Annotated in this window: 19 protein-coding genes; 7 read left to right on the top strand and 12 right to left on the bottom strand. The window is 74.3% G+C overall.

What is annotated here, in order from left to right:
- The first annotated feature begins 98 nt into the window (after positions 1-98).
- Positions 99-959: a UbiA family prenyltransferase gene (locus AC0IVP_RS17110; protein ID WP_471758091.1), complete on the top strand. Its 861-nt coding sequence runs from the start codon at positions 99-101 to the stop codon at positions 957-959.
- Here the strand turns inward: AC0IVP_RS17110 and AC0IVP_RS17105 are convergent.
- A complete protein-coding gene (locus tag AC0IVP_RS17105) occupies positions 956-2,527 on the bottom strand; it encodes a cryptochrome/photolyase family protein (protein WP_471758089.1) in 1,572 nt (523 codons plus the stop codon). The two genes, AC0IVP_RS17110 and AC0IVP_RS17105, sit on opposite strands and share 4 nt — an antisense overlap.
- Before the next feature lie 100 nt (positions 2,528-2,627).
- Between AC0IVP_RS17105 and AC0IVP_RS17100 the strand changes: the two genes are divergently transcribed.
- From AC0IVP_RS17100 to disA, 3 genes are all read left to right on the top strand, one after another.
- A complete protein-coding gene (locus tag AC0IVP_RS17100) occupies positions 2,628-3,173 on the top strand; it encodes a copper chaperone PCu(A)C (RefSeq protein WP_056293520.1) in 546 nt (181 codons plus the stop codon).
- Positions 3,174-3,219: 46 nt separating this feature from the next.
- Positions 3,220-4,584 carry a DNA repair protein RadA gene (gene radA / locus AC0IVP_RS17095; protein ID WP_471758086.1) on the top strand — a complete coding sequence of 455 codons (1,365 nt, stop codon included), beginning with the start codon at positions 3,220-3,222 and terminating at the stop codon, positions 4,582-4,584.
- A gap of 119 nt (positions 4,585-4,703) precedes the next feature.
- Positions 4,704-5,789 carry a DNA integrity scanning diadenylate cyclase DisA gene (gene disA / locus AC0IVP_RS17090; RefSeq protein ID WP_056293523.1) on the top strand — a complete coding sequence of 362 codons (1,086 nt, stop codon included), beginning with the start codon at positions 4,704-4,706 and terminating at the stop codon, positions 5,787-5,789.
- Positions 5,790-5,811: 22 nt separating this feature from the next.
- Here the strand turns inward: disA and AC0IVP_RS17085 are convergent, their stop codons facing one another.
- Complete coding sequence (locus AC0IVP_RS17085; RefSeq protein WP_471758084.1) at positions 5,812-6,519, bottom strand: MucR family transcriptional regulator; 708 nt, start codon at positions 6,517-6,519, stop codon at positions 5,812-5,814.
- A 129-nt stretch (positions 6,520-6,648) separates the two neighbouring features.
- Between AC0IVP_RS17085 and AC0IVP_RS17080 the strand changes: the two genes are divergently transcribed.
- Complete coding sequence (locus AC0IVP_RS17080; RefSeq protein WP_471758082.1) at positions 6,649-6,954, top strand: putative quinol monooxygenase; 306 nt, start codon at positions 6,649-6,651, stop codon at positions 6,952-6,954.
- A 73-nt stretch (positions 6,955-7,027) separates the two neighbouring features.
- Positions 7,028-7,924 (top strand): HhH-GPD family protein, encoded by an 897-nt coding sequence (locus AC0IVP_RS17075; protein WP_471758080.1) that lies wholly within the window; start codon positions 7,028-7,030, stop codon positions 7,922-7,924.
- Between the two features lie 82 nt (positions 7,925-8,006).
- Here the strand turns inward: AC0IVP_RS17075 and AC0IVP_RS17070 are convergent, their stop codons facing one another.
- From AC0IVP_RS17070 to AC0IVP_RS17030, 9 genes are all read right to left on the bottom strand, one after another.
- Positions 8,007-10,547: an ATP-dependent Clp protease ATP-binding subunit gene (locus tag AC0IVP_RS17070; protein WP_056293535.1), complete on the bottom strand. Its 2,541-nt coding sequence runs from the start codon at positions 10,545-10,547 to the stop codon at positions 8,007-8,009.
- Between the two features lie 350 nt (positions 10,548-10,897).
- Positions 10,898-11,257, bottom strand: coding sequence for a histone-like nucleoid-structuring protein Lsr2 (locus tag AC0IVP_RS17065; protein WP_056294825.1), 360 nt, complete (start codon positions 11,255-11,257; stop codon positions 10,898-10,900).
- 150 nt (positions 11,258-11,407) lie between these two features.
- The gene (gene lysS, locus AC0IVP_RS17060) at positions 11,408-12,907 is read right to left on the bottom strand and encodes a lysine--tRNA ligase (RefSeq protein ID WP_235564702.1); all 1,500 of its coding nucleotides are present in this window, start codon (positions 12,905-12,907) and stop codon (positions 11,408-11,410) included.
- A gap of 39 nt (positions 12,908-12,946) precedes the next feature.
- Positions 12,947-13,738, bottom strand: a complete 792-nt coding sequence (locus AC0IVP_RS17055) for a type III pantothenate kinase (RefSeq protein ID WP_471758078.1) — start codon at positions 13,736-13,738, stop codon at positions 12,947-12,949.
- The gene (gene nadC / locus AC0IVP_RS17050; protein WP_056293544.1) at positions 13,738-14,661 is read right to left on the bottom strand and encodes a carboxylating nicotinate-nucleotide diphosphorylase; all 924 of its coding nucleotides are present in this window, start codon (positions 14,659-14,661) and stop codon (positions 13,738-13,740) included. The genes AC0IVP_RS17055 and nadC overlap by 1 nt, the downstream gene beginning before the upstream one ends.
- Positions 14,658-16,352, bottom strand: coding sequence for an L-aspartate oxidase (locus AC0IVP_RS17045; RefSeq protein WP_235564703.1), 1,695 nt, complete (start codon positions 16,350-16,352; stop codon positions 14,658-14,660). Before AC0IVP_RS17045 ends, nadC begins: the two co-directional genes overlap by 4 nt.
- Positions 16,349-16,783 carry an aspartate 1-decarboxylase gene (panD, locus tag AC0IVP_RS17040; protein ID WP_471758076.1) on the bottom strand — a complete coding sequence of 145 codons (435 nt, stop codon included), beginning with the start codon at positions 16,781-16,783 and terminating at the stop codon, positions 16,349-16,351. Before panD ends, AC0IVP_RS17045 begins: the two co-directional genes overlap by 4 nt.
- Complete coding sequence (gene panC / locus AC0IVP_RS17035; protein WP_471758074.1) at positions 16,783-17,640, bottom strand: pantoate--beta-alanine ligase; 858 nt, start codon at positions 17,638-17,640, stop codon at positions 16,783-16,785. The genes panD and panC overlap by 1 nt, the downstream gene beginning before the upstream one ends.
- Complete coding sequence (locus AC0IVP_RS17030) at positions 17,637-18,578, bottom strand: Rossmann-like and DUF2520 domain-containing protein (RefSeq protein WP_471758072.1); 942 nt, start codon at positions 18,576-18,578, stop codon at positions 17,637-17,639. Before AC0IVP_RS17030 ends, panC begins: the two co-directional genes overlap by 4 nt.
- A gap of 294 nt (positions 18,579-18,872) precedes the next feature.
- On the opposite strand from AC0IVP_RS17030, the gene AC0IVP_RS17025 reads away from it, so the two are divergent.
- Positions 18,873-19,634 carry an SDR family oxidoreductase gene (locus AC0IVP_RS17025; protein ID WP_056293556.1) on the top strand — a complete coding sequence of 254 codons (762 nt, stop codon included), beginning with the start codon at positions 18,873-18,875 and terminating at the stop codon, positions 19,632-19,634.
- Between the two features lie 6 nt (positions 19,635-19,640).
- On the opposite strand, the gene AC0IVP_RS17020 is transcribed toward AC0IVP_RS17025, so the two are convergent.
- Positions 19,641-20,015, bottom strand: a 375-nt coding sequence (locus AC0IVP_RS17020) for a hypothetical protein (RefSeq protein ID WP_471758070.1), incomplete at its 5' end; no start/stop codon positions are given.

Below are 20,015 nucleotides of genomic sequence, written 5' to 3'. Positions count from 1 at the left end.
TACCACGGGACGGGTAGGGGCGGACTGGTTGGTCCTGCCAAACGTGCAGGTCAGAGGCTTGTCGCAGGTCAGACCGGGGTTGACAGGGGGTGGTGGGTGTGCAGGCGCAGGGTGAGCAGTCCCGTCCGGGAGCGGTCCGGGTGGCCGTCGCGATGGCGCTGGCGACCCACCTGGGGCCCACCGTGGCGGTCACCACGGTGGCCGCGCTGCTGGCCGTCACGGCCGGCGTGGGACCCGGCCGCACCGTCCTGGTGACCGCCGCCGTCCTCGCCGGGCAGGCCTCGATCGGCTGGAGCAACGACTGGCTGGACGCCGAGCGCGACGCCGCCGTCGCCCGGGCCGACAAGCCCACCGTGCAGGGCCTGGTCACCCCGGTGCGGTTGCGTGCGGCCGCGCTGGCGGCCGTCGTCCTCGCGGCGGTGCTCTCCCTGGCCCTGGGCGCCGCACCGGGACTGCTCCTGCTGGGCGTGGTCGCCGGCGGCTGGGCCTACAACGCCGGGCTCAAGCGCACCGCCGCCTCCCTGGTGCCCTACCTGGTCGCCTTCGGGCTGCTGCCCGCGGGCGTCGTGGCCGCCGCCCCCGGCACCCCGGCCGCACCCTGGTGGCTGGTGGCCGCCGGGGCCGCGCTGGGTGGCGCGGCCCACCTGGCCAACGTGGCCCCCGACCTGGAGGACGACGCCGCCACCGGCGTCCGCGGCCTGCCGCACCGGCTCGGCGCCACCGTCTCGGCCCTGGTCGCCGCGGCCCTGCTCGGCGGCGCCTCTCTGGTGCTGGTGCTCGGCCCCGCCGGCCCGCCCGGCGTCGTCGGCTGGCTGGCGCTGGTCGTCGCCGTCCCGGCGCTGGCCGTGTCCGGTCTCGCCGGGACCGAGCGGTTCCGCCGGCTCGCCTTCCCCGCGGTCATGCTGCTGACCGTGGTCGACGTGGTGCTGCTCCTCGTCGGGGGCGGCAGCCTGCGCTAGAACGGGTCGGTGCCCCGCCGGCGCTCCTGGTCCACGACCTCCTCGCGGCCCTTGAGCCGGTCCAGTCCGGCCAGCGGACGGGCCATCCGCTGGTTGCCCGCCAGCGCCGGCCGCACCCGGTCCAGGAACCCCCAGTAGCCCGCGGTGAACGGGCAGGCGTCCTCCCCCAGCCGCTTCTTGGGGTCGTACCGACAGCCGCCGCAGTAGTCGCTCATCCGGTCGATGTAGGCCCCGCCCGAGGCGTAGGGCTTGGTGGCCATCACCCCGCCGTCGGCGTGCTGGCTCATCCCCACGACGTTGGGCACCATCACCCAGTCGTAGCCGTCCACGAAGAGCCGGTGGAACCAGTCGGTCATCGCCAGCGGGTCGATGCCGCGCTGCAGGGCGTAGTTGCCCAGCACCATCAACCGCGGGATGTGGTGCACCCAGCCGCGCCGCCGCAGGTCGGTGAGGACGCCGGACAGGCACGCGGCGTCGACGTCGGTGGTGTCCAGCTCGGCCAGCCAGTCCGGCACCGGCTGGTGCGCGGACAGCGCGTTGCCGTGCCGGTAGTCCCGGCCCAGGAACCAGTAGAGGTGCCACACGTAGTCCCGCCAGCCCATCACCTGGCGGACGAAGCCCTCGACGGAGTTCAGCGGCAGACCGGCACCCGGCGCCCGGTAGGCGGCCTCGGCGCGGTGCACGACCTCCAGCGGGTCCACCAGGCCCAGGTTCATCGGCGCGGACAGCAGCGAGTGCGCCAGCCACGGCTCCTCCGCCAGCATCGCGTCCTCGTGCGGGCCGAAGACCCAGAGCCGGTGGTCCAGGAAGTCCCGCAGCCGGTGGAGCGTCTCCCGGCGGGTGACCGGGAACAGCCGCGGGCCGTCGTCCCCGACGAAGGAGACGTCGCCGTCGGCCTCCCAGCGGTCCAGGTCGGCGCGGACCTGCTCGTCGATCTCGTCCTCCACCGGGATCCACGGCGCCGGCGCCGGCGACCGGCCGTCGGCGGGCGGGGGCTCGCGGTTGTCGGCGTCGAGGTTCCAGCGGCCGCCGACCGGCTCGGCGCCGTCCATCAGGACGTCGTGACGGCGGCGGGCGTCGCGGTAGAAGTCCTCCATCAGCAGCGACCGGCCCCGGCGGCCGTTGGACCGGCCACCGGCCCAGCGCACGAAGTCGGCCTGGGTGGTGACGAAGCCGCGCGCGGCCAGCACCTGGACGTCGTCGCGGCCCAGCACGAAGTCGCGCCCGCCCCAGGTCGTCGGCGCACAGACCGACAGCGGGCCCTCGACCTGGTCCAGGGCCTGCGCGTAGGTGTCGGTCTGCAGGAAGACCGCCTGGTCGCCGAGCTCGGCGGCCCGGTGCCGCAGCGCCGACAGCACCAGGTGCGCCTTCTGCCGGTGGAACCGCCGACGCCGGAACACCGCCCGGGACTCCACCAGGAGCACCGGCTGGTGCGGGTCGTCCAGGAAGTGGGGTCCCAGCTGGTCGGCGAACAGCCACCGCCGGGTCCCCGGCGCCCGCTCCGGGAAGTCCGCCGTCGCCGGGTCGTCCACGGCGTCGGTCCTGCTGTCCTGCACGTGCTCGGCCACACGCCTCACCTCCCCGCGCGCATCGTGGGCAGACCGATAGTCTTGACGCGACTCGAGCCGCCGACGTCCGGCTGCCGTGAGCCCCTGGAGGTCCCCCGCCGTGAACCGCGTCCTGCGCGCCGTAACGACCGGTGTGCTCGTGCTGTCCCCCGCGGTCCTCTCGGCGTGCAGCGCCGGCCAGGTCGCCCAGACGGCCACCCAGGACCGCGACATCCGCGGTGGGCAGGCCAACGTGGGTGACATCCACCTGCGGACGGCGAGCACCGCCTACCCGCAGTCGGGCCTGTACGAGTCCGGCGGCGACGCCCGGCTGCTCGTCGCGATCGCCAACTCCGGCACCGCCGACGACGTGCTCACCGACATCTCCGGCGAGGGCTTCGAGTCCGTCGAGATCGTCGACCCCACCTCCGAGGAGGAGGCGCCCACCGAGATCACCGTCCCGGCCGGGCAGAACGTCTACGTCGGCGAGGGCGGGCCCACCGTCACCCTGGTCGGGCTGACCGAGGAGCTCACCCCCGGCCAGTCGCTCGAGGTCACGATGACCTTCCAGGACGCCGGTGAGGTCACCCTGCCGGTGCTCATCGGCACCCCGTCGCTGGACCTGCCCCGCGGCGAGGGCTTCGACTTCCACGGCGGCGAGGAGTAACCCTCCCTCCACCGGTTCTGTCGTACCCCGGGGGCACGATGTCCCCGTGCCGCCGACGACCGTGAAGTCCCGCCCCGCCCACCGGTGCACCGAGTGCGGTTTCGCCTCGGCCAAGTGGGTCGGGCGCTGCCCGGAGTGCCAGGCCTGGGGCACGCTGTCCGAGGTCGGCGGGGTCGCCACCTCCGGCTTGCGAGCGGTGTCCGCCGGCCCGGTGACCAGCCGGGCCCGCCCCATCGCACAGGTCGAGCTGGCCGGCGCCCGGGCGGTGCCCACCGGGATCGACGAGTTCGACCGGGTGCTCGGCGGTGGTCTGGTGCCCGGTGCGGTGCTGCTGGTGGCCGGTGAGCCCGGGGTGGGCAAGTCCACCCTGCTGCTCGAGGTCGCCCACCGCGTCGCGGCCGGCAACGGCCCGACGCTGGTGGTCTCCGGCGAGGAGTCCGCCGCCCAGGTGCGGCTGCGGGCCGAACGGATCGGCGCCCTGCACGACGACCTGTACCTCGCGGCGGAGACCGAGCTGTCGGCGGTCCTCTCCCACGTGGAGGACGTCAACCCCACGCTGCTGGTGCTGGACTCGGTGCAGACCGTCCGCTCCCCCGCCGTCGACGGCACCGACGGCGGCGCCACCCAGGTGCGCGCGGTCGCCTCCGCGCTGACCGGCATCGCCAAGGCACGCGGGATGACGGTGATCCTGGTCGGGCACGTCACCAAGGACGGCGCCATCGCCGGGCCGCGGGCCCTGGAGCACCTGGTGGACGTGGTGATCAGCTTCGACGGCGAGCGGCACTCGACGCTCCGGATGGTCCGGGCGACCAAGAACCGGTTCGGCCCGGCCGACGAGATCGGCTGCTTCGAGATCGGCGACGCCGGTGTCGTCGGGGTCCCCGACCCCTCCCACCTGTTCGTCTCCAAGCGGTCCGCCCCGGTGGCCGGCAGCAGCGTCACCGTGACGATGGAGGGCAGCCGACCGCTGCTGGCCGAGGTGCAGTCCCTCGTCGCGCCGTCGGGGGGCGGGTCGCCCCGGCGGGCGGTCAGCGGCCTGGACCCCCAGCGGGTGGCGATGATCAACGCCGTGGTCGAGCGGCGGGGCGGGGTCCGGCTGGCCGACGCCGACGTGTTCGCCGCCTCGGTCGGCGGGGTGAAGATCGCCGAGCCCGCCGCCGACATGGCCCTGGCCCTCGCCATCGCCTCCGCCGCCAAGGACCGCCCGCTGCCCAACGGCATCGTGGCCCTGGGCGAGGTCGGGCTGTCCGGGGAGATCCGCCGGGTCGGTGGCACCGGCCGGCGGCTGGCCGAGGCCGCCCGGCAGGGCTACACCGTGGCCCTGGTCCCGCCGGACGCCGGCCAGGCGCCCCCCGGGATGCGGCTGGTCGAGGTGCCCGACCTGGGCGCGCTCTTCGGCCGGCTCTTCTGAGGAACCGCTCCGACGCCCGGCCGGGGCCCCAGCCCCGCCCCCACCGGGACCGACGCGGCGCCCGTCCCGCAGGCGTCACCTAGACTCAGCCGACGCACCACCGAGAGCAAGGAGCGACCGTGCACCCCGCTGTGGACCCGGATCTCGCGCTGCGCGAGCTCCTGGGCCGGATCGCCCCGGGCACCGCACTGCGGGACGGCCTCGAGCGGATCCTGGCCGGTCGCACCGGGGCCCTGGTCGTGCTCGGCTCGGACCGGGTGGTCGAGTCGCTGTGCACCGGTGGTTTCGCCCTGGACGTGGCGCTGTCGGCCACCCGGCTGCGCGAGCTGGCCAAGATGGACGGCGCGGTGATCGTCTCCTACGACGGCACCCGGATCGTCCGGGCCGGCGTGCACCTGATGCCCGACCCGACCATCCCCACCGAGGAGTCGGGCACCCGGCACCGCACCGCCGAGCGGGTCGCCCTGCAGACCGGGTTCCCGGTCCTGTCGGTCAGCCAGTCGATGCACATCATCTCCGTCTACGTGGCGGGCCGGCGGTACACGCTGGAGCACCCGACGACGATCCTGGCCCGGGCGAACCAGGCCCTCGCCGCCCTGGAGCGCTACAAGCTCCGCCTGGACGAGGTCGCCAGCACGCTGTCCGCGCTGGAGATCGAGGACCTGGTGACGGTGCGCGACGCGATGAGCGTCAGCCAGCGCCTGGAGATGGTCCGCCGCATCGCCGACGAGATCGAGGGCTTCGTCATCGAGCTCGGCACCGACGGTCGGCTGCTGGCCCTGCAGCTGGACGAGATGCTCGCCGGTGTCGAGGAGGACCGCGGCCTGCTGGTCCGCGACTACCTGCCCACCGACGGTCGGCGCACCCCTGAGGGCGAGGAGGTCCTCATCGACCTGCGCGCCCTGACTGCCACCGAGCTGCTTGACCTGTCGGCGGTGGCCCGCTGCTACGGCCTGCCGACGTCCCCGGACGCGCTGGACTCCCCGGTCAGCCCTCGGGGCTACCGGCTGCTGGCCCGGGTGCCGCGGCTGCCCGCCGGCATCATCGACCGGCTGGTCACCCACTTCGGCGGCCTGCAGAAGCTGCTGGCCGCCACCATCGAGGACCTGCTCTCCGTCGAGGGCGTCGGCGAGGCCCGCGCCCGCGGCATCCGCGAGGGGCTCTCCCGCCTCGCCGAGACCTCGATCCTCGACCGCTACAGCTGACCGGGCCCGGCCCGTGGGCCGGTCAGACCAGGGTGAAGGGCGTGGGGGCGCCGACCGCGGTGTCGACCCGACCCTGCACCTGGTAGCTCCCGGCGGCGGGGTTGACCCGTGCGGCCGTGCAACCGGGGTTGCTGGTCAGCCCGCCCCACAGGACCGGGAAGGACACCGCCTGACCCGCCGCCAGGGTGCGGGTGTCGCTGCTGGTCTCCGGGAAGCAGTCGTTGCTGCCCCATAGCCGGGTGCCGGCGCCGTCGACGAGGACGACCTCGCGCAGGCCGGCGTCCAGGGTGCGGGTGCACGACACCGGTGAGGTGTTGGTGACCACGAGGGTGAAGGTCGGCTTGCTGCCCACGGGCGCCTGCGCGGGCTCCGGCACCACCGTCACCGCGACCATGGCATCGCTGCAGGCCTGGCCCTCGGTGAACACCGGGGCGTCAGGGGTGGGTGCGGGGGCGGGTACGGCCTCGGGCGTGGGCTCAGGGGTCTCCGACGGCGTGGTGGGGGTCTCGACCGCGGCCAGCGAGGGCACGACCTGCTCCAGGGAGGGGGCCGCGACGGGCTCGTCCGAGCTGCTCGGCCCGGCCGCGACCGGGGTCGTCCCACCACCGCCGGCGACCGCGGACACCCCGACCCAGCCACCGCCCACGACGACGGCGAGCAGGAGCCCGATGAGCAACGCACGTCGTCGCCAGTAGACGACGGCGGGGAGCTCGCCGACCGGGTGCAGCACGTCGGTGACGTTAACCCGCGGACCGGGCCGGGCCCGAGCGGCTCGCCGGGACCCTGCTGTCTGCACGACGGTGCGGCGGTCGGGATCCACGCACTGGTGGTGTCGCCGGTCACGTGCGACCGTGCGGCCATGATCCTCGTCATCGCCCGGGCCCAGTCCCGCCCCGACACGCGCGACACCCTGGTCGGCCACCTGGTGGCCGCAGCCCGTGCCTCCCGCCAGGAGCAGGGCAACACCGGTTACGCCTTCCACACCGACCTGGAGGACCCCAACTCCTTCGTCTCGGTGGAGACCTGGGACTCCAGGGAGGACCTGGACCGGCACATGGGCACCCCCGAGCTCGCCGAGCTGCTCGGCGCCCTCCCGGCGCTGCTGACCGGCGAGCCGACCATCACGGTGCACGAGGTCGCAGCGACCGCGCCCTACGGCGGCTGAGACTCCCTGCGACCCCCTGGGGCCCCCTGGGGCCGACGCCACCGGACACCGGAGGCTGGGAGACTGGCTGCCCGTGAGCCCCTCCCCCACGACCGACCCCGTCGACGCCCCGGCCGGGGACCTGGTGGTCGACTGGTACGCCACCGCGGCCCGGGACCTGCCGTGGCGGCAGCCGGGCGTGGACGCATGGGCTGTGCTGGTCAGCGAGGTGATGCTGCAGCAGACCCCGGTCGCCCGGGTCGAGCCGGCCTGGCGGGCCTGGCTGGCGCGCTGGCCGACACCCGCCGACCTGGCGGCGGCGTCCCCCGGGGACGTGATCCGGGCCTGGGGGAAGCTGGGTTACCCCCGTCGTGCCCTGCGGCTGCAGGCCGCGGCCGCGGCGATCGCCACCGACCACCACAACGTGGTGCCCGACGACGTGGCGGTGCTGGAGTCGCTGCCCGGCATCGCAACCTACACCGCACGTGCGGTGACCTGCTTCGGCTACGGGCAGCGCCAGCCGGTGGTGGACACCAACGTCCGGCGCGTGGTCGCCCGGCTGGTGCACGGCCGCGCCGAGGCCTTGCCGGCGCGCTCGTCGGACCTGACCGACATCGCCGCACTGGCCCCGGCGGACCACGACCGCGCGGTCCGGTTCTCGGTGGCGGTGATGGAGCTGGGGGCGCTGGTGTGCGTGGCCCGCACGCCGCGCTGTGCGGCGTGCCCGGTGCGCACCGTCTGCGCCTGGCGGCTGGCCGGCTCCCCGGCCCACGAGGGACCCCCGCGCCGGGTGCAGGGCTTCGCCGGCACGGACCGTCAGGTGCGTGGACGGCTGCTGGACGTGCTGCGCGGGGCCGACCACCCGGTGGAGGCGGCCGAGCTCGACGCCGTGTGGACCGACGCCGTGCAGCGCTCCCGGTGCCTGGACTCCCTGCTGGTCGACGGCCTGGTCGTGCAGACCGAGGACGACCGGTTCGCCCTGCCCTCCTGAGGGCGGCCGCACGCGGCGAGGGCCGCCACCCGCTGGTGCGGGTGACGGCCCTCGCCGGTGGTGCGGGTCGATCAGGCTGCGGTCACTCGGCCGCGGCCACCGGCCCCTCGTCGTCGCCGTCGGCGCCCGCGAGGGAGACCGGCGGGGTGTCGGGGAGGTCGATCGGCTTGGCCTCGCCGCGGAAGGTGAACGTCGACTTGGTGGGGTCGGCGTTCTCCTCCACGTCCACCACGATGATCTGGCCGGGGGCCAGCTCGCCGTAGAGGATCTTCTCGCTGAGGGCGTCCTCGATCTCGCGCTGGATGGTGCGACGCAGCGGGCGCGCACCGAGCACGGGGTCGAAGCCGCGGGCACCGAGCAGCTTCTTGGCCGCCGGGGTGACCTCCAGTGCCATGTCCTTGTTGGACAGCTGGCCCTCGACCCGGGTGAGCATGAGATCGACGATGTGCACGATCTCGCTCTCGGTGAGCTGGTGGAACACGACGATGTCGTCGATGCGGTTGAGGAACTCGGGCCGGAAGTGCGTCTTCAGCTCTTCGTTGACCTTGAGCTTCATCCGCTCGTAGTTGCTCTGGTCGTCGTTGCCCACCTGGAAGCCCAGACCCACGGCCTTGGAGATGTCGCGGGTACCCAGGTTCGTGGTGAGGATCAGGATCGTGTTCTTGAAGTCCACGATCCGGCCCTGACCGTCGGTGAGACGACCGTCCTCCAGCACCTGCAGCAGCGTGTTGAAGACATCGGCGTGCGCCTTCTCGATCTCGTCGAAGAGGACCACCGAGAACGGCTTGCGCCGCACCTTCTCGGTCAGCTGGCCACCCTCGTCGTAACCGACGTAGCCGGGAGGGGCACCGACGAGACGAGAGACCGTGAAACGGTCGTGGTACTCGCTCATGTCGATCTGGATGAGCGCGTCGTCGTCGCCGAAGAGGAAGTTCGCCAGCGTCTTGGCCAGCTCCGTCTTACCGACACCCGAGGGGCCGGCGAAGATGAAGGAACCGCCGGGACGGCGCGGGTCCTTGAGGCCCGCACGCGTGCGCCGGATGGCCTGGCTGACGCTCTTGATGGCCTCTTCCTGGCCGATGATCCGCTTGTGGAGCTCGTCCTCCATCTTGAGCAGACGAGTGGTCTCCTCCTCGGTCAGCTTGAAGACCGGGATGCCCGTCCAGTTCGCCAGGACCTCGGCGATCTGCTCGTCGTCGACCTCGGCGACGACGTCCATGTCGCCGGCCTTCCACTGCTTCTCGCGCTCGGCCTTCTCGCCCAGCAGCTGCTTCTCCTTGTCGCGGAGGTTGGCTGCCTTCTCGAAGTCCTGCGCGTCGATCGCGGACTCCTTCTCCCGGCGGATGGCCGAGATCCGGTCGTCGAACTCGCGCAGGTCCGGCGGGGCGGTCATCCGCTTGATGCGCATGCGCGCGCCGGCCTCGTCGATCAGGTCGATCGCCTTGTCGGGCAGGAAGCGGTCGGAGATGTACCGGTCGGCCAGCGTGGCAGCCGCGACGAGCGCGCTGTCAGTGATGCTGATCCGGTGGTGCGCCTCGTAGCGGTCCCGCAGGCCCTTGAGGATCTCGATGGTGTGCGCCAGCGTCGGCTCGCTCACCTGGATGGGCTGGAAGCGGCGCTCGAGGGCGGCGTCCTTCTCCAGGTGCTTGCGGTACTCGTCCAGCGTGGTTGCACCGATGGTCTGCAGCTCACCGCGGGCGAGCATCGGCTTGAGGATGCTGGCCGCGTCGATCGCGCCCTCGGCGGCACCGGCCCCGACGAGGGTGTGGATCTCGTCGATGAACAGGATGATGTCCCCGCGGGTGCGGATCTCCTTGAGGACCTTCTTGAGCCGCTCCTCGAAGTCACCGCGGTAGCGGGAACCGGCGACGAGCGCACCCAGGTCGAGGGTGTAGAGCTGCTTGTCCTTCAGCGTCTCGGGCACCTCGCCCTTGACGATGGCCTGCGCGAGGCCCTCGACGGCGGCGGTCTTGCCGACGCCGGGCTCGCCGATCAGCACCGGGTTGTTCTTGGTGCGACGCGAGAGGACCTGCATGACCCGCTCGATCTCCTTGGCCCGGCCGATGACCGGGTCCAGCTTGCCGTCGCGGGCGGCCTGGGTCAGGTTGCGGCCGAACTGGTCGAGGACCAGCGAGGTCGACGGGGTGCCCTCGGCGGGGCCGCCGGCAGCGGCCGGCTCCTTGCCCTGGTACCCCGAGAGCAGCTGGATCACCTGCTGGCGGACCCGGTTGAGGTCGGCGCCCAGCTTCACCAGGACCTGGGCGGCGACGCCCTCGCCCTCGCGGATGAGGCCCAGCAGGATGTGCTCGGTGCCGATGTAGTTGTGGCCCAGCTGCAGCGCCTCGCGCAGCGACAGCTCGAGGACCTTCTTGGCGCGCGGGGTGAAGGGGATGTGCCCGGAGGGGGCCTGCTGGCCCTGCCCGATGATCTCCTCGACCTGCTGCCGGACGCCCTCGAGCGAGATGCCCAGGGACTCCAGCGCCTTGGCGGCGACGCCCTCACCCTCGTGGATCAGGCCCAGGAGGATGTGCTCGGTGCCGATGTAGTTGTGGTTGAGCATCCTGGCTTCTTCCTGTGCCAGGACGACCACCCGACGGGCTCGGTCGGTGAACCGTTCGAACATCTGCTGCTTCCCCTCTGACCGGCTCGGACGTGCGGTGCTGCTCCCCTCGCGGGGTCGTGCTGACCGACGTCGTCGGCGACTGTCTCCGATGAACGGGCACCGGTCGTTCCACTGTAGTCCCGGATGCGGGGGTGGCCGCGCTCGTGCACAGCCCGTCCTACCCGTTCCTGCCCTGCACAACTGCCGGTGCCGGGGCGGTGTTCCGCCGCCGTCACGCCCAGAGCGAACAGACCCCGCTCAGCACGACGGCCCGGCCCCCACCGGGGACCGGGCACGCCACGTGCCGGGAGGACCCCCTCGCCCGGTCCCGGTCCGCGCGGGGCGCGGGCCGGGGGCGGGGGGGTCCTCCTTCAGTGCGCTGCTTCGTAGGCGTCCACGACGGTGCCGGGGATGCGCCCGCGGTCACTGACCTCGTGGCCGTTCTTGCGGGCCCAGTCGCGGATGGCGCCGGCCTGCTCGCGGTCCATCCGACCCCCGCCGCCGCCACCGGTGGCCTTGGAACGGCCGGCACCGGAGGCGCGGGTGCCACGGCTGCTCACCTTGCGGGCGGCGTCGACGTACTTCGCGAAGACGTCCCGCATCTCGCCGGCGTTCTTCTCGGAGAGGTCGATCTCGTACGTCGTCCCGTCGAGTGAGAACGTCACCGTCTCATCGGCGGGGGTGTCGTCGTCGAGGTCGTCACTGAGGATCACCTGGACCTTGCGAGCCATCTCGTTTCCCATTCCTGTAGCTGGCCCCCGTGCGGCCGTGGAGCTCGTCGCCATTCTCGGCGACGAATTCATTGCACCACGGCGTACGCGTTCCGAGCCAATCCGCCGGCCCATTCCCGAGAAAGGCCGACCCCATGGGGGCAGAATGGGCTAAGAAGTGATCGGGCGCACGAGTGGGAACAGGATCGTCTCCCGGATTCCGAGACCCGTGAGCGTCATCATCAAACGGTCCATCCCCATTCCCACACCACCGGTGGGGGGCATCCCGTACTCCAGGGCCTCGAGGAAGTCCTCGTCGAGCACCATGGCCTCGGGGTCGCCGGCGGCGGCCAGCAGCGCCTGGGCGGTGAAGCGCTCGCGCTGCACCACGGGGTCCACGAGCTCGGAGTACCCGGTGCCGCGCTCGATGCCGCCGATGTAGAGGTCCCACTTCTCCGCGACGCCCTCCACCGAGCGGTGCGCCCGCGTCAGCGGCGAGGTCTCGGTGGGGTAGTCCACGACGAACGTCGGGGCCTGCAGGCTGTCCTGGACGAGGGCCTCGAAGAGCTCCTCGACCAGCTTGCCCGCACCCCAGGCCGGGTCGACGCCGACCTCGTGCCGCTCGGCGATCGCCCGGAGGGTCTCCACCGGCGTCTGCGGGGTGATCTCCTCCCCCACCGCCTCGGAGGTGACGCCGTACAGCGACACCTGCGGCCAGACGCCGGACAGGTCCACCTCGGTGCCGTCGTGGTGCCGCGCGGTGTGGTCGCCGAACAACGCCGCACAGGCGTCCTGCACGAGCTCGCGCGTCGTCGTCGCCATGTCCTGGTAGTCCGCGTGCGCCTCGTAGAACTCCAGCATCGCGAACTCCGGGGAGTGCGAGCTGTCGGCACCCTCGTTGCGGAAGTTCCGGTTGATCTCGAAGACCCGGTCCAGGCCGCCGACGATGCAGCGCTTGAGGAAGAGCTCGGGCGCGATCCGCAGGTACAGGTCCAGGTCGAAGGCGTTCATGTGCGTGCGGAACGGGCGCGCGGCAGCCCCGCCGTGCACGACCTGCAGCATCGGCGTCTCGACCTCGAGGTAGCCGCGGGCGGTCAGCCCGGCGCGCACGGCGGCGTTCACCGCGGCGCGCTGGTGCACCACCCGCTGGGCCTCCTCGCGGACGATGAGGTCGACGTAGCGACGGCGGACCCGCAGCTCCTCGCTCATCGGCTTGTGCGCGACCGGGAGCGGGCGCAGCGCCTTGGAGGCCAGCTGCCAGCTGTCGGCGAAGACCGAGAGCTCGCCGCGGCGGGAGGTGCCCACCTCACCGGTGACCAGCACGTGGTCACCGAGGTCGACGTCGGACTTCCAGGCGGCCAGGGACTCCTCGCCCACCCGGTCGCGGGAGAGCATGACCTGCAGCTCGGTGCCGCCCTCGCGCAGCGTGGCGAAGCACAGCTTGCCGGTGTTGCGGCTGAAGATGACCCGCCCGGTGACGCCGACCTGCGTGCCGGTCATGACGTCGGCGTCCAGGTCCGGGTTGGCCTCGCGGACCGCGGCCAGCGAGGTCGTGCGGGCCACGCTGACCGGGTAGGGGTCGATGCCGGACTCGCGCAACCGGTCCAGCTTCGCGCGGCGGACGCGCAGCTGCTCGGGGAGCTCGTCGTCGGGCGCTTCAGGTGGTTCCACGGTCACCCGGGTGAGCCTACGGACCGAGACGGCGGGGGCTCAGCGCACGCCCCACTGGTGGCGCTCGTGCGCCAGCCGGAGCCCGTGCACGGTGAGGTCGGGCTCGCGCTCGCCGATGGAGCGACAGCTGTCGACCACCAGCGGGTGCAGCCCCCCGGTGGCGACGACGAGCGGCGCGGCGCCGTAGGAGGCGACCAGCTCCCCGGCGATCCGGGTGACGAGCCCGTCGACCAGGCCGGCGAACCCGAGCACCACGCCGGACTGCAGCGCTGCGACGGTGTTCTTGCCGATGGCCTGCGCGGGCACGGTCAGCTCGACCGAGCGCAGCTGGGCGGCCCGCGAGGCCAGCGCGTCCAGGGAGACCTCGACGCCGGGGGCGATGGCGCCGCCGAGGAAGGCACCCGTCGGGCCGACGGCGTCCACGGTGGTGGAGGTGCCGAAGTCCACGACGACGACCGGTCGGCCGGTGCCGTCGGGTCGACGGCCGTAGAACTCGTGCGCGGCCAGCGCGGTGACCACCCGGTCGGCGCCGACCTCGCGGGGGTTGTCCACGTGCAGTGGGACGCCGGTGCGCACCCCGGGCCCGATGAGGGTGACGGGGACGTCGAGCCGGTCGGTGAGCTGGCGCAGGGTGGGCAGCAGCTGGGGCACCGTGGAGCAGGCGGCGACGCCGGTGACGTCGGTGTCGCGCAGCAGCCCGCGCCACAGCAGCTGGACCTCGTCGGCGGTGGCCCGCGGCTGGGTGCGGACCCGCCAGCAGCCGGCCACCGTGTCGCCGTCGAAGACGGCCAGGACGGTGTGGCTGTTGCCGACGTCGACGGTGAGCAGCATCAGTGCGTCCGCAGGTCCAGGGCGAGGTCCAGGATCGGCGAGCTGTGGGTGAGCGCGCCGACGGACAGGTAGTCCACGCCGGTCTCGGCGACCTCGCGGGCCACGGCGAGGGTGAGCCCGCCGGTGGCCTCGGTCTCGGCGCGCCCGGCGACGGCGGCGACGGCCTCGCGCAGGACGTCGGGGGACATGTTGTCCAGCAGCAGGAAGTCCGCGCCGGCCTCGACGGCCTCGACGGCCTGGGCGACGGTGTCGGCCTCGACCTGGACGGTCACCCGCGGTGCCCGCTCCCGGACGGCGGCCACGGCGGCGGCCACGGAGCCCGCGGCGGCGACGTGGTTGTCCTTGACCATGGCGACGTCGTAGAGGCCCATCCGCTTGTTCGAGCCCCCGCCGCAGCGGACCGCGTACTTCTCCAGCGCGCGCAGTCCCGGGGTGGTCTTGCGGGTGTCGAGCACGACGGCCCCGGTGCCGGCCACGGCGTCCACCCAGGCGCGGGTGGCGGTGGCGATGCCCGAGGCCCGGCTGGCGATGTTCAACGCGGACCGCTCGGCGGCCAGCAGGGCGCGCACGTGCCCGGAGACGGTGAGCAGCACGTCGCCGCGGCGCACCCGGTCGCCGTCGGCGGCCCCGGCGACGATCGTCGCGGACGGCGACAACCGGCCGAACACCCGTGCGGCGACCGGCAGCCCGGCGACGACGCCGTCGGCGCGGGCGACCAGGTCGGCGGTCCCGCGCTGGGTGGCCGGCACGGTCGCGGCACTGGTGACGTCGTGGGCGACGGCCTGGTCGGGGGCGTGCGGCAGGGGCGTGCCGCCGGTGAGGTCCTCGGCCAGCGTGCGCTCGACGAGTTCGGTGACCCAGGCCTCGTCCAGGCCGGTGCCGGTGAGGTCGCGCGGGTCGGGTCGGGTCGCGGGGACGGTCACCAGGTCACCTCGGGGGGCGTGCCGACGGGGCGGGGGGTCAGCTGCAGGGCGCCGTCGCGGGTCAGCCGCACGTCCAGGTGCACCGCCCAGGCGTCTTCGGCGTCGGGGTGGTCCTCACGCCAGTGGCAGCCGCGGGTCTCCTCGCGGGCGCCGGCGGCGGCGGTGAGCGCGGTGGCGACGGTGAGCAGGTCGGTGGCCTCCCACCCGGGGACGCCGGGTTCGGCCTCGCCGAGCAGGCCGGCCAGCGCGGCGAGCTCGCCGGCGGCGGCGGTCAGCCCGGCGCCGCTGCGCAGCGCGCCGACCCGGGCGGACATGGTGGCGGTGAGCGGGGTGCGGGCGGCCGGGTCCAGCAGTCCGTCCCGGTGCGCGACCTGCTCGGGCACCGCCTCGGGCACGGGCAGCTCGGCGGCCAGTGCGGCACCGATGCGGCCGGCGAACACCAGGCCCTCCAGCAGTGAGTTCGAGGCCAGCCGGTTCGCCCCGTGCACGCCGGTGCAGGCGACCTCACCGCACGCGTAGAGGCCCGGGACCGTCGTGCGGCCGGTGAGGTCGGTGGCCAGGCCGCCGGAGGCGTAATGCGCGGCCGGGGTGACCGGGACGAGCTCGGTGACCGGGTCGATGCCGGCCTCACGGCAGCGCGCGACGATCGTGGGGAACCGCTCGGCCAGGCCCGCGACGTGCCGGGCGTCGAGGAACACGTGGTCGGTGCCGTCGCGCAGCTGCACCCGGGTGATCGCCTTGGCGACCACGTCGCGCGGGGCCAGCTCGGCCAGCGGGTGCACGCCGACCATGAACCGCTCCCCCGCGGCGTCGCGCAGCAGCGCACCCTCCCCGCGCAGGGCCTCGCTGACCAGCGGCTGCTGGCCGCGGGAGTCCGGGCCCAGGTAGAGCGCGGTGGGGTGGAACTGGACGAACTCCAGGTCGGTGGCCACCGCACCGGCCCGCAGGCCCAGGGCCACGCCGTCCCCGGTGGAGACGCTGGGGTTCGTCGTCGCGGCGTAGACCTGGCCCATCCCACCGGTGGCCAGCACCACCGCGCGGGACCGGACGGCGCCCACGCCGTCCGCGGTGCCCTCGCCCAGCACGTGCAGGGTCACCCCGGCGGCGCGGCCGGCGCCGTCGGTGACCAGGTCCAGCACCATGGCGTGCTCGACGAGGGTGATGCCCGGGTCGGCGGTGACCGCCGCGTGCAGCGCGCGCTGCACCTCGGCCCCGGTCGCGTCCCCGCCGGCGTGCACGATCCGGTCGGCGTGGTGCCCGCCCTCGCGGGTGAGCAGCAGGTGGCCGTCGGCGCCCCGGTCGAAGGCGGCGCCCCAGCTGATCAGCTGGCGCAGCCGGTCCGGGCCCTCGGTGACCAGGGCCTGCACGGCCGCCGGCTCGCACAGCCCGACGCCGGCGGTCTCGGTGTCCGCGGCGTGCGCGGCCGGGGAGTCGGTGTCGGCCAGCACGGCGGCGATCCCACCCTGCGCCCACCGGGTGGAACCGTCGTCCACCTCGACCTTGGTGACGACGGCGACCGACAGCCCGGCGGCGCGGGCGTGCAGCGCGACGCACAGCCCGGCGACGCCGGACCCGACGACGCAGACGTCCGCGGTCAGCTCCCAGCCCGGCTGCGGAGCGGCCAGCCGCAGCGGCAGGCCCGTCGGGATGGCCGGACCGGAGGCGACGGGAGCTGCCGCGGACAGCGTCACCGCTGGAGGGTCTGGGTGACGTCGTCCCCGCGGACGAGGTCGTTGCCGGCGACGCCGGGGGGCGGGGTGGCGGGGTCGCTGCCCAGGTCGACGACCCGGTTGTCGGCGTCGACGTGCACGACGGTGGGCAGGTACGCCTTGGCGTCCGCGGAGTCCATCAGCCCGTAGCTGATCAGGATGACCAGGTCACCGGGGTGCACCAGGTGCGCGGCGGCGCCGTTGATGCCCAGCACGCCGGAACCGCGCCGACCGGGGATCACGTAGGTCTCCAGCCGGGCCCCGTTGGTGACGTCGACGATCGCCACCTGCTCGCCGGCCAGCAGGTCGGCGGCGTCCATCAGGTCCTCGTCGACGGTGACCGAGCCGACGTAGTGCAGGTCGGCCTGGGTCACCGTGGCGCGGTGGATCTTGGACTTGAGCATCGTGCGCATCACCGTGCGGCCTCCAGGGCGAGAGGGGTGTTGTCGATCAGTCGGGTGCTGCCGGCGCGCGCGGCGACCAGCAGTCGGGCCGGGCCGACCGTGGGCGCCGGGCCGAGGTCGGGGTCGGTGAGCTCGAGGTAGTCCAGCACCAGGGAGGGCTCCTCCGCCAGGACGGCGTGCGCGGCGGCCAGCACGGCGTCCGGGCCCTCCCGACCGGCGGCGGCCCCGGCCCGCAGCGCGGCCGAGAGCGCTGCGGCGGTGGCGCGCTGGTCCGGGGTGAGGAACCGGTTGCGGGAGGACAGCGCCATCCCGTCGTCCTCACGGACGGTGGGCGCGCCCACGACCTGGACGCCGAGCGCCAGCTCGCGGGCCATCGCGCGGATGAGCGTCAGCTGCTGGTAGTCCTTCTCGCCGAACACCGCGACGTCCGGGCGCACCAGGCCGAAGAGCGTGGCCACGACGGTGAGCACGCCGGCGAAGTGGCCGGGACGGACGGCGCCCTCCAGGACGTCGCCCAGCGGGCCCGGGTGCACGGTCACCCCCAGCGCGCCGTCGGGGTACACGTCCCCGACGCCGGGGTGGAACACGACGTCGGCGCCCTCCTCGGCCAGGGCGGCGAGGTCGGCGTCCCAGGTGCGGGGGTAGCGGTCGAAGTCCTCGCCGGGCCCGAACTGGGTGGGGTTGACGAAGACCGAGACCACGACGCTGCCGCCCAGCGTGCGGGCGTGCCGGACCAGCGTGCGGTGACCCTCGTGCAGCGCGCCCATGGTCGGCACCAGGACGACCGGACCGGGCAGGTCGGCGACCAGCTTGCGCAGGTCGGCCGCGGTCTCGGCGACGGCGACACCGGTCCCGCGGCCGGTCACCGGGACACCTCGGTGGCGTCCAGCAGCTCGGTGAGCGGGGCGGCCTCGTGCGCCTTGAGCCGCCCGGCGGCCCGGGCCCGCTCGGTGGTGCGGCGGGCCATCGCGACGTAGGCACCGACGGCGTCGGGCGCCCGGTCGGCCAGCGCGGCCAGGTGCCCCGCGACGGTGCCGACGTCGCCGCGGCTGACCGGGCCGGTGAGCCCGGCGTCCCCGCGGCGCAGTCCGTTGTCCAGCGCGGCGCTCAGCAGCGGGCCCAGCACCCGGGCGGGGTCCTCGACGCCGGCGGTGCGCAGCAGGTCGGCGGCCTCGGCGACCAGGGTGACCAGGTGGTTGGCCCCGGTGACCAGGGCCGCGTGGTAGAGCGTGCGGTCGGCCTCGGCGACCCAGAACGGCTCGCCGCCGGCCTCCAGCACCAGGGTCTCGGCGACCGCCCGGTGCTCGGGGCGGCTGGTGACGCCGAACGGGGTGCCCACGAGCCGGTCCAGGTCCTCCGCGCCGCCGGAGAACGTCATGGCCGGGTGCAGCGCCAGGCTCAGCACCCCGGCCTGCTCGGCGGGGGCCAGCACGGCCAGGCCGTGCGCGCCGGAGGTGTGGAAGGCCAGCTGGCCGCGGCGCCAGACACCGGTCTCGGCGAGGCCGGCCACCAGGCCGGGCAGGGTGTCGTCGGGCACGGCCAGGACGACCAGGTCGCTGGCGGCCACCACCTCGTCGGTGGGCAGCAGGGGGACGCCGGGCAGGAGGCGGGCGGCCCGTTCGGCGGAGGCGGCGGACAGGCCCGCGGCGGCGACCACGTCGTGGCCGGCAGCGGCGAGCGCGGCGCCCAGCACGGCGCCGACCCGACCGGCACCGACGACGCCCACGCGGAGTCGGGCGGGGGCCTGCGAGACGGGCGGGAGGCCGGCTGCGGACGCAGCGCGGCGGGGACGGCGAGCAGCCATGGCGTGCACCTCTCGTTCCAGTCCCTCGCGGGTACCGGACTCATCGGCGTGCGGTCCCTCGTCGTCGAGGGTCCGCGGGGTGGTGCTGGGTGCGGTGCTGGACGGTGCTGTGGTGCGGCGACCGGGCACCTGCTGCGACCAGGGTGTGTCACGCAGGTGTCGTGTCGTCGGCGAGTGTGTTACCCGTGGACGGCCTCGGCAACGCCTGCGGGCTGTGTGCTGACTCACCCGGGGAGCTGGCTAGGGTCCAGACGCAGGTCGGCGACGCTGCCGGCCCCCCACCCGAGGAGCACTGTGAGCGCCACTGACTTCACCGGACGCACGGCCCTGGTCACGGGCGGCAGCCGCGGCATCGGACTGGCGATCGCCCGGTCCCTGGTCGAGCGGGGTGCACGCGTCGTGCTGACCGCCCGCAAGGCCGACGCCCTCGCCGAGGCCGTCGAGTCCCTGGGCGGGCCGGAGGTGGCGGTCGCCGTCGCCGGGAACGCCGGAGACCCCGAGCACCGCGCCGAGGCCGTCGCGACCGCCGTCTCGACGTTCGGCAGCCTGGACCACCTGGTCGGCAACGTCGGCATCAACCCGGTCTACGGCCCGCTCATGGACGCCCCGCTGGACGCCTTCCGGAAGATCCTGGACACCAACGTCGTCGGCACCCTGGGGCTGGTGCAGGAGGCCCACCGGGCGTGGCTGGGCGAGCACGGCGGCTCGGTGCTCATCGTGGCCTCGGTGGCCGGGCTGAAGTCCAGCCAGGGCATCGCCGCCTACGGGGTCAGCAAGGCCGCGCTGGTCAACCTGACCACCCAGCTGGCCGTGGAGCTGGGCCCGCAGCGGATCCGGGTGAACGCCGTCGCCCCGGCCGTGGTGAAGACCCGGTTCGCCGAGGCCCTGTTCGACGGCCGCGAGGACGAGGTGTCCCGGCAGTACCCGATCGGCCGGCTCGGCGTCCCCGAGGACATCGGCGAGGCCGGGGCCTACCTGCTCTCCGACGCCGCCGGCTGGGTCACCGGCCAGACCCTGGTGCTGGACGGCGGCGCGCTCTCCCAGGGCCCCATCTGAGGCAGCTCAGCGGCCGTCGAGCACCCGGGCGAGGACGTCGTCGTCGGTGCTGTCGTCGTCCTCGCGGTAGCGACGGCGCCGGCGGGACCCGCCGGCGGTCGAGCCGGACTCGGCGAGGATCTCGGTGAGCCGCTGGTGGCCTGCGGTCTCGTAGACGTCCGGCTCGTGCTCGGGTTCGGCCGGGACCACGACGACCTCCTCCTCGGGGGCCCGCCGGTGGTGCCGGGGCCGGTCCGCGGCCGGCGGCGCCTCCCACAGCGAGGCGGCCGGGGCCGGCGTCGGCTCCGGTGCCGGCTCGCGGACGGCGTCCCAGCTGGTGGTCTCCTCCCAGCGCTCCGGCTCGGCCGGGGCGGGGACGGCGGCGGGTCCGGGGACGGCGGG

It is taken from the genome of Klenkia sp. AC732, from assembly GCF_979256525.1.
The sequence above is the reverse complement of the archived record's forward strand: the minus strand, read 5'-3'. Positions and strand labels throughout refer to the sequence as shown.

What these genes read in the sequence shown, in the direction of transcription:
- AC0IVP_RS17080 (WP_471758082.1), top strand. Translation starts at nt 6,649, where the DNA reads ATGATCCTCGTCATCGCCCGGGCCCAGTCCCGCCCCGACACGCGCGAC.
- AC0IVP_RS17070 (WP_056293535.1), bottom strand. Translation starts at nt 10,547, where the DNA reads ATGTTCGAACGGTTCACCGACCGAGCCCGTCGGGTGGTCGTCCTGGCA.
- AC0IVP_RS17065 (WP_056294825.1), bottom strand. Translation starts at nt 11,257, where the DNA reads ATGGCTCGCAAGGTCCAGGTGATCCTCAGTGACGACCTCGACGACGAC.
- AC0IVP_RS17055 (WP_471758078.1), bottom strand. Translation starts at nt 13,738, where the DNA reads ATGCTGCTCACCGTCGACGTCGGCAACAGCCACACCGTCCTGGCCGTC.
- panD (WP_471758076.1), bottom strand. Translation starts at nt 16,783, where the DNA reads ATGCGCACGATGCTCAAGTCCAAGATCCACCGCGCCACGGTGACCCAG.
- AC0IVP_RS17030 (WP_471758072.1), bottom strand. Translation starts at nt 18,578, where the DNA reads ATGGCTGCTCGCCGTCCCCGCCGCGCTGCGTCCGCAGCCGGCCTCCCG.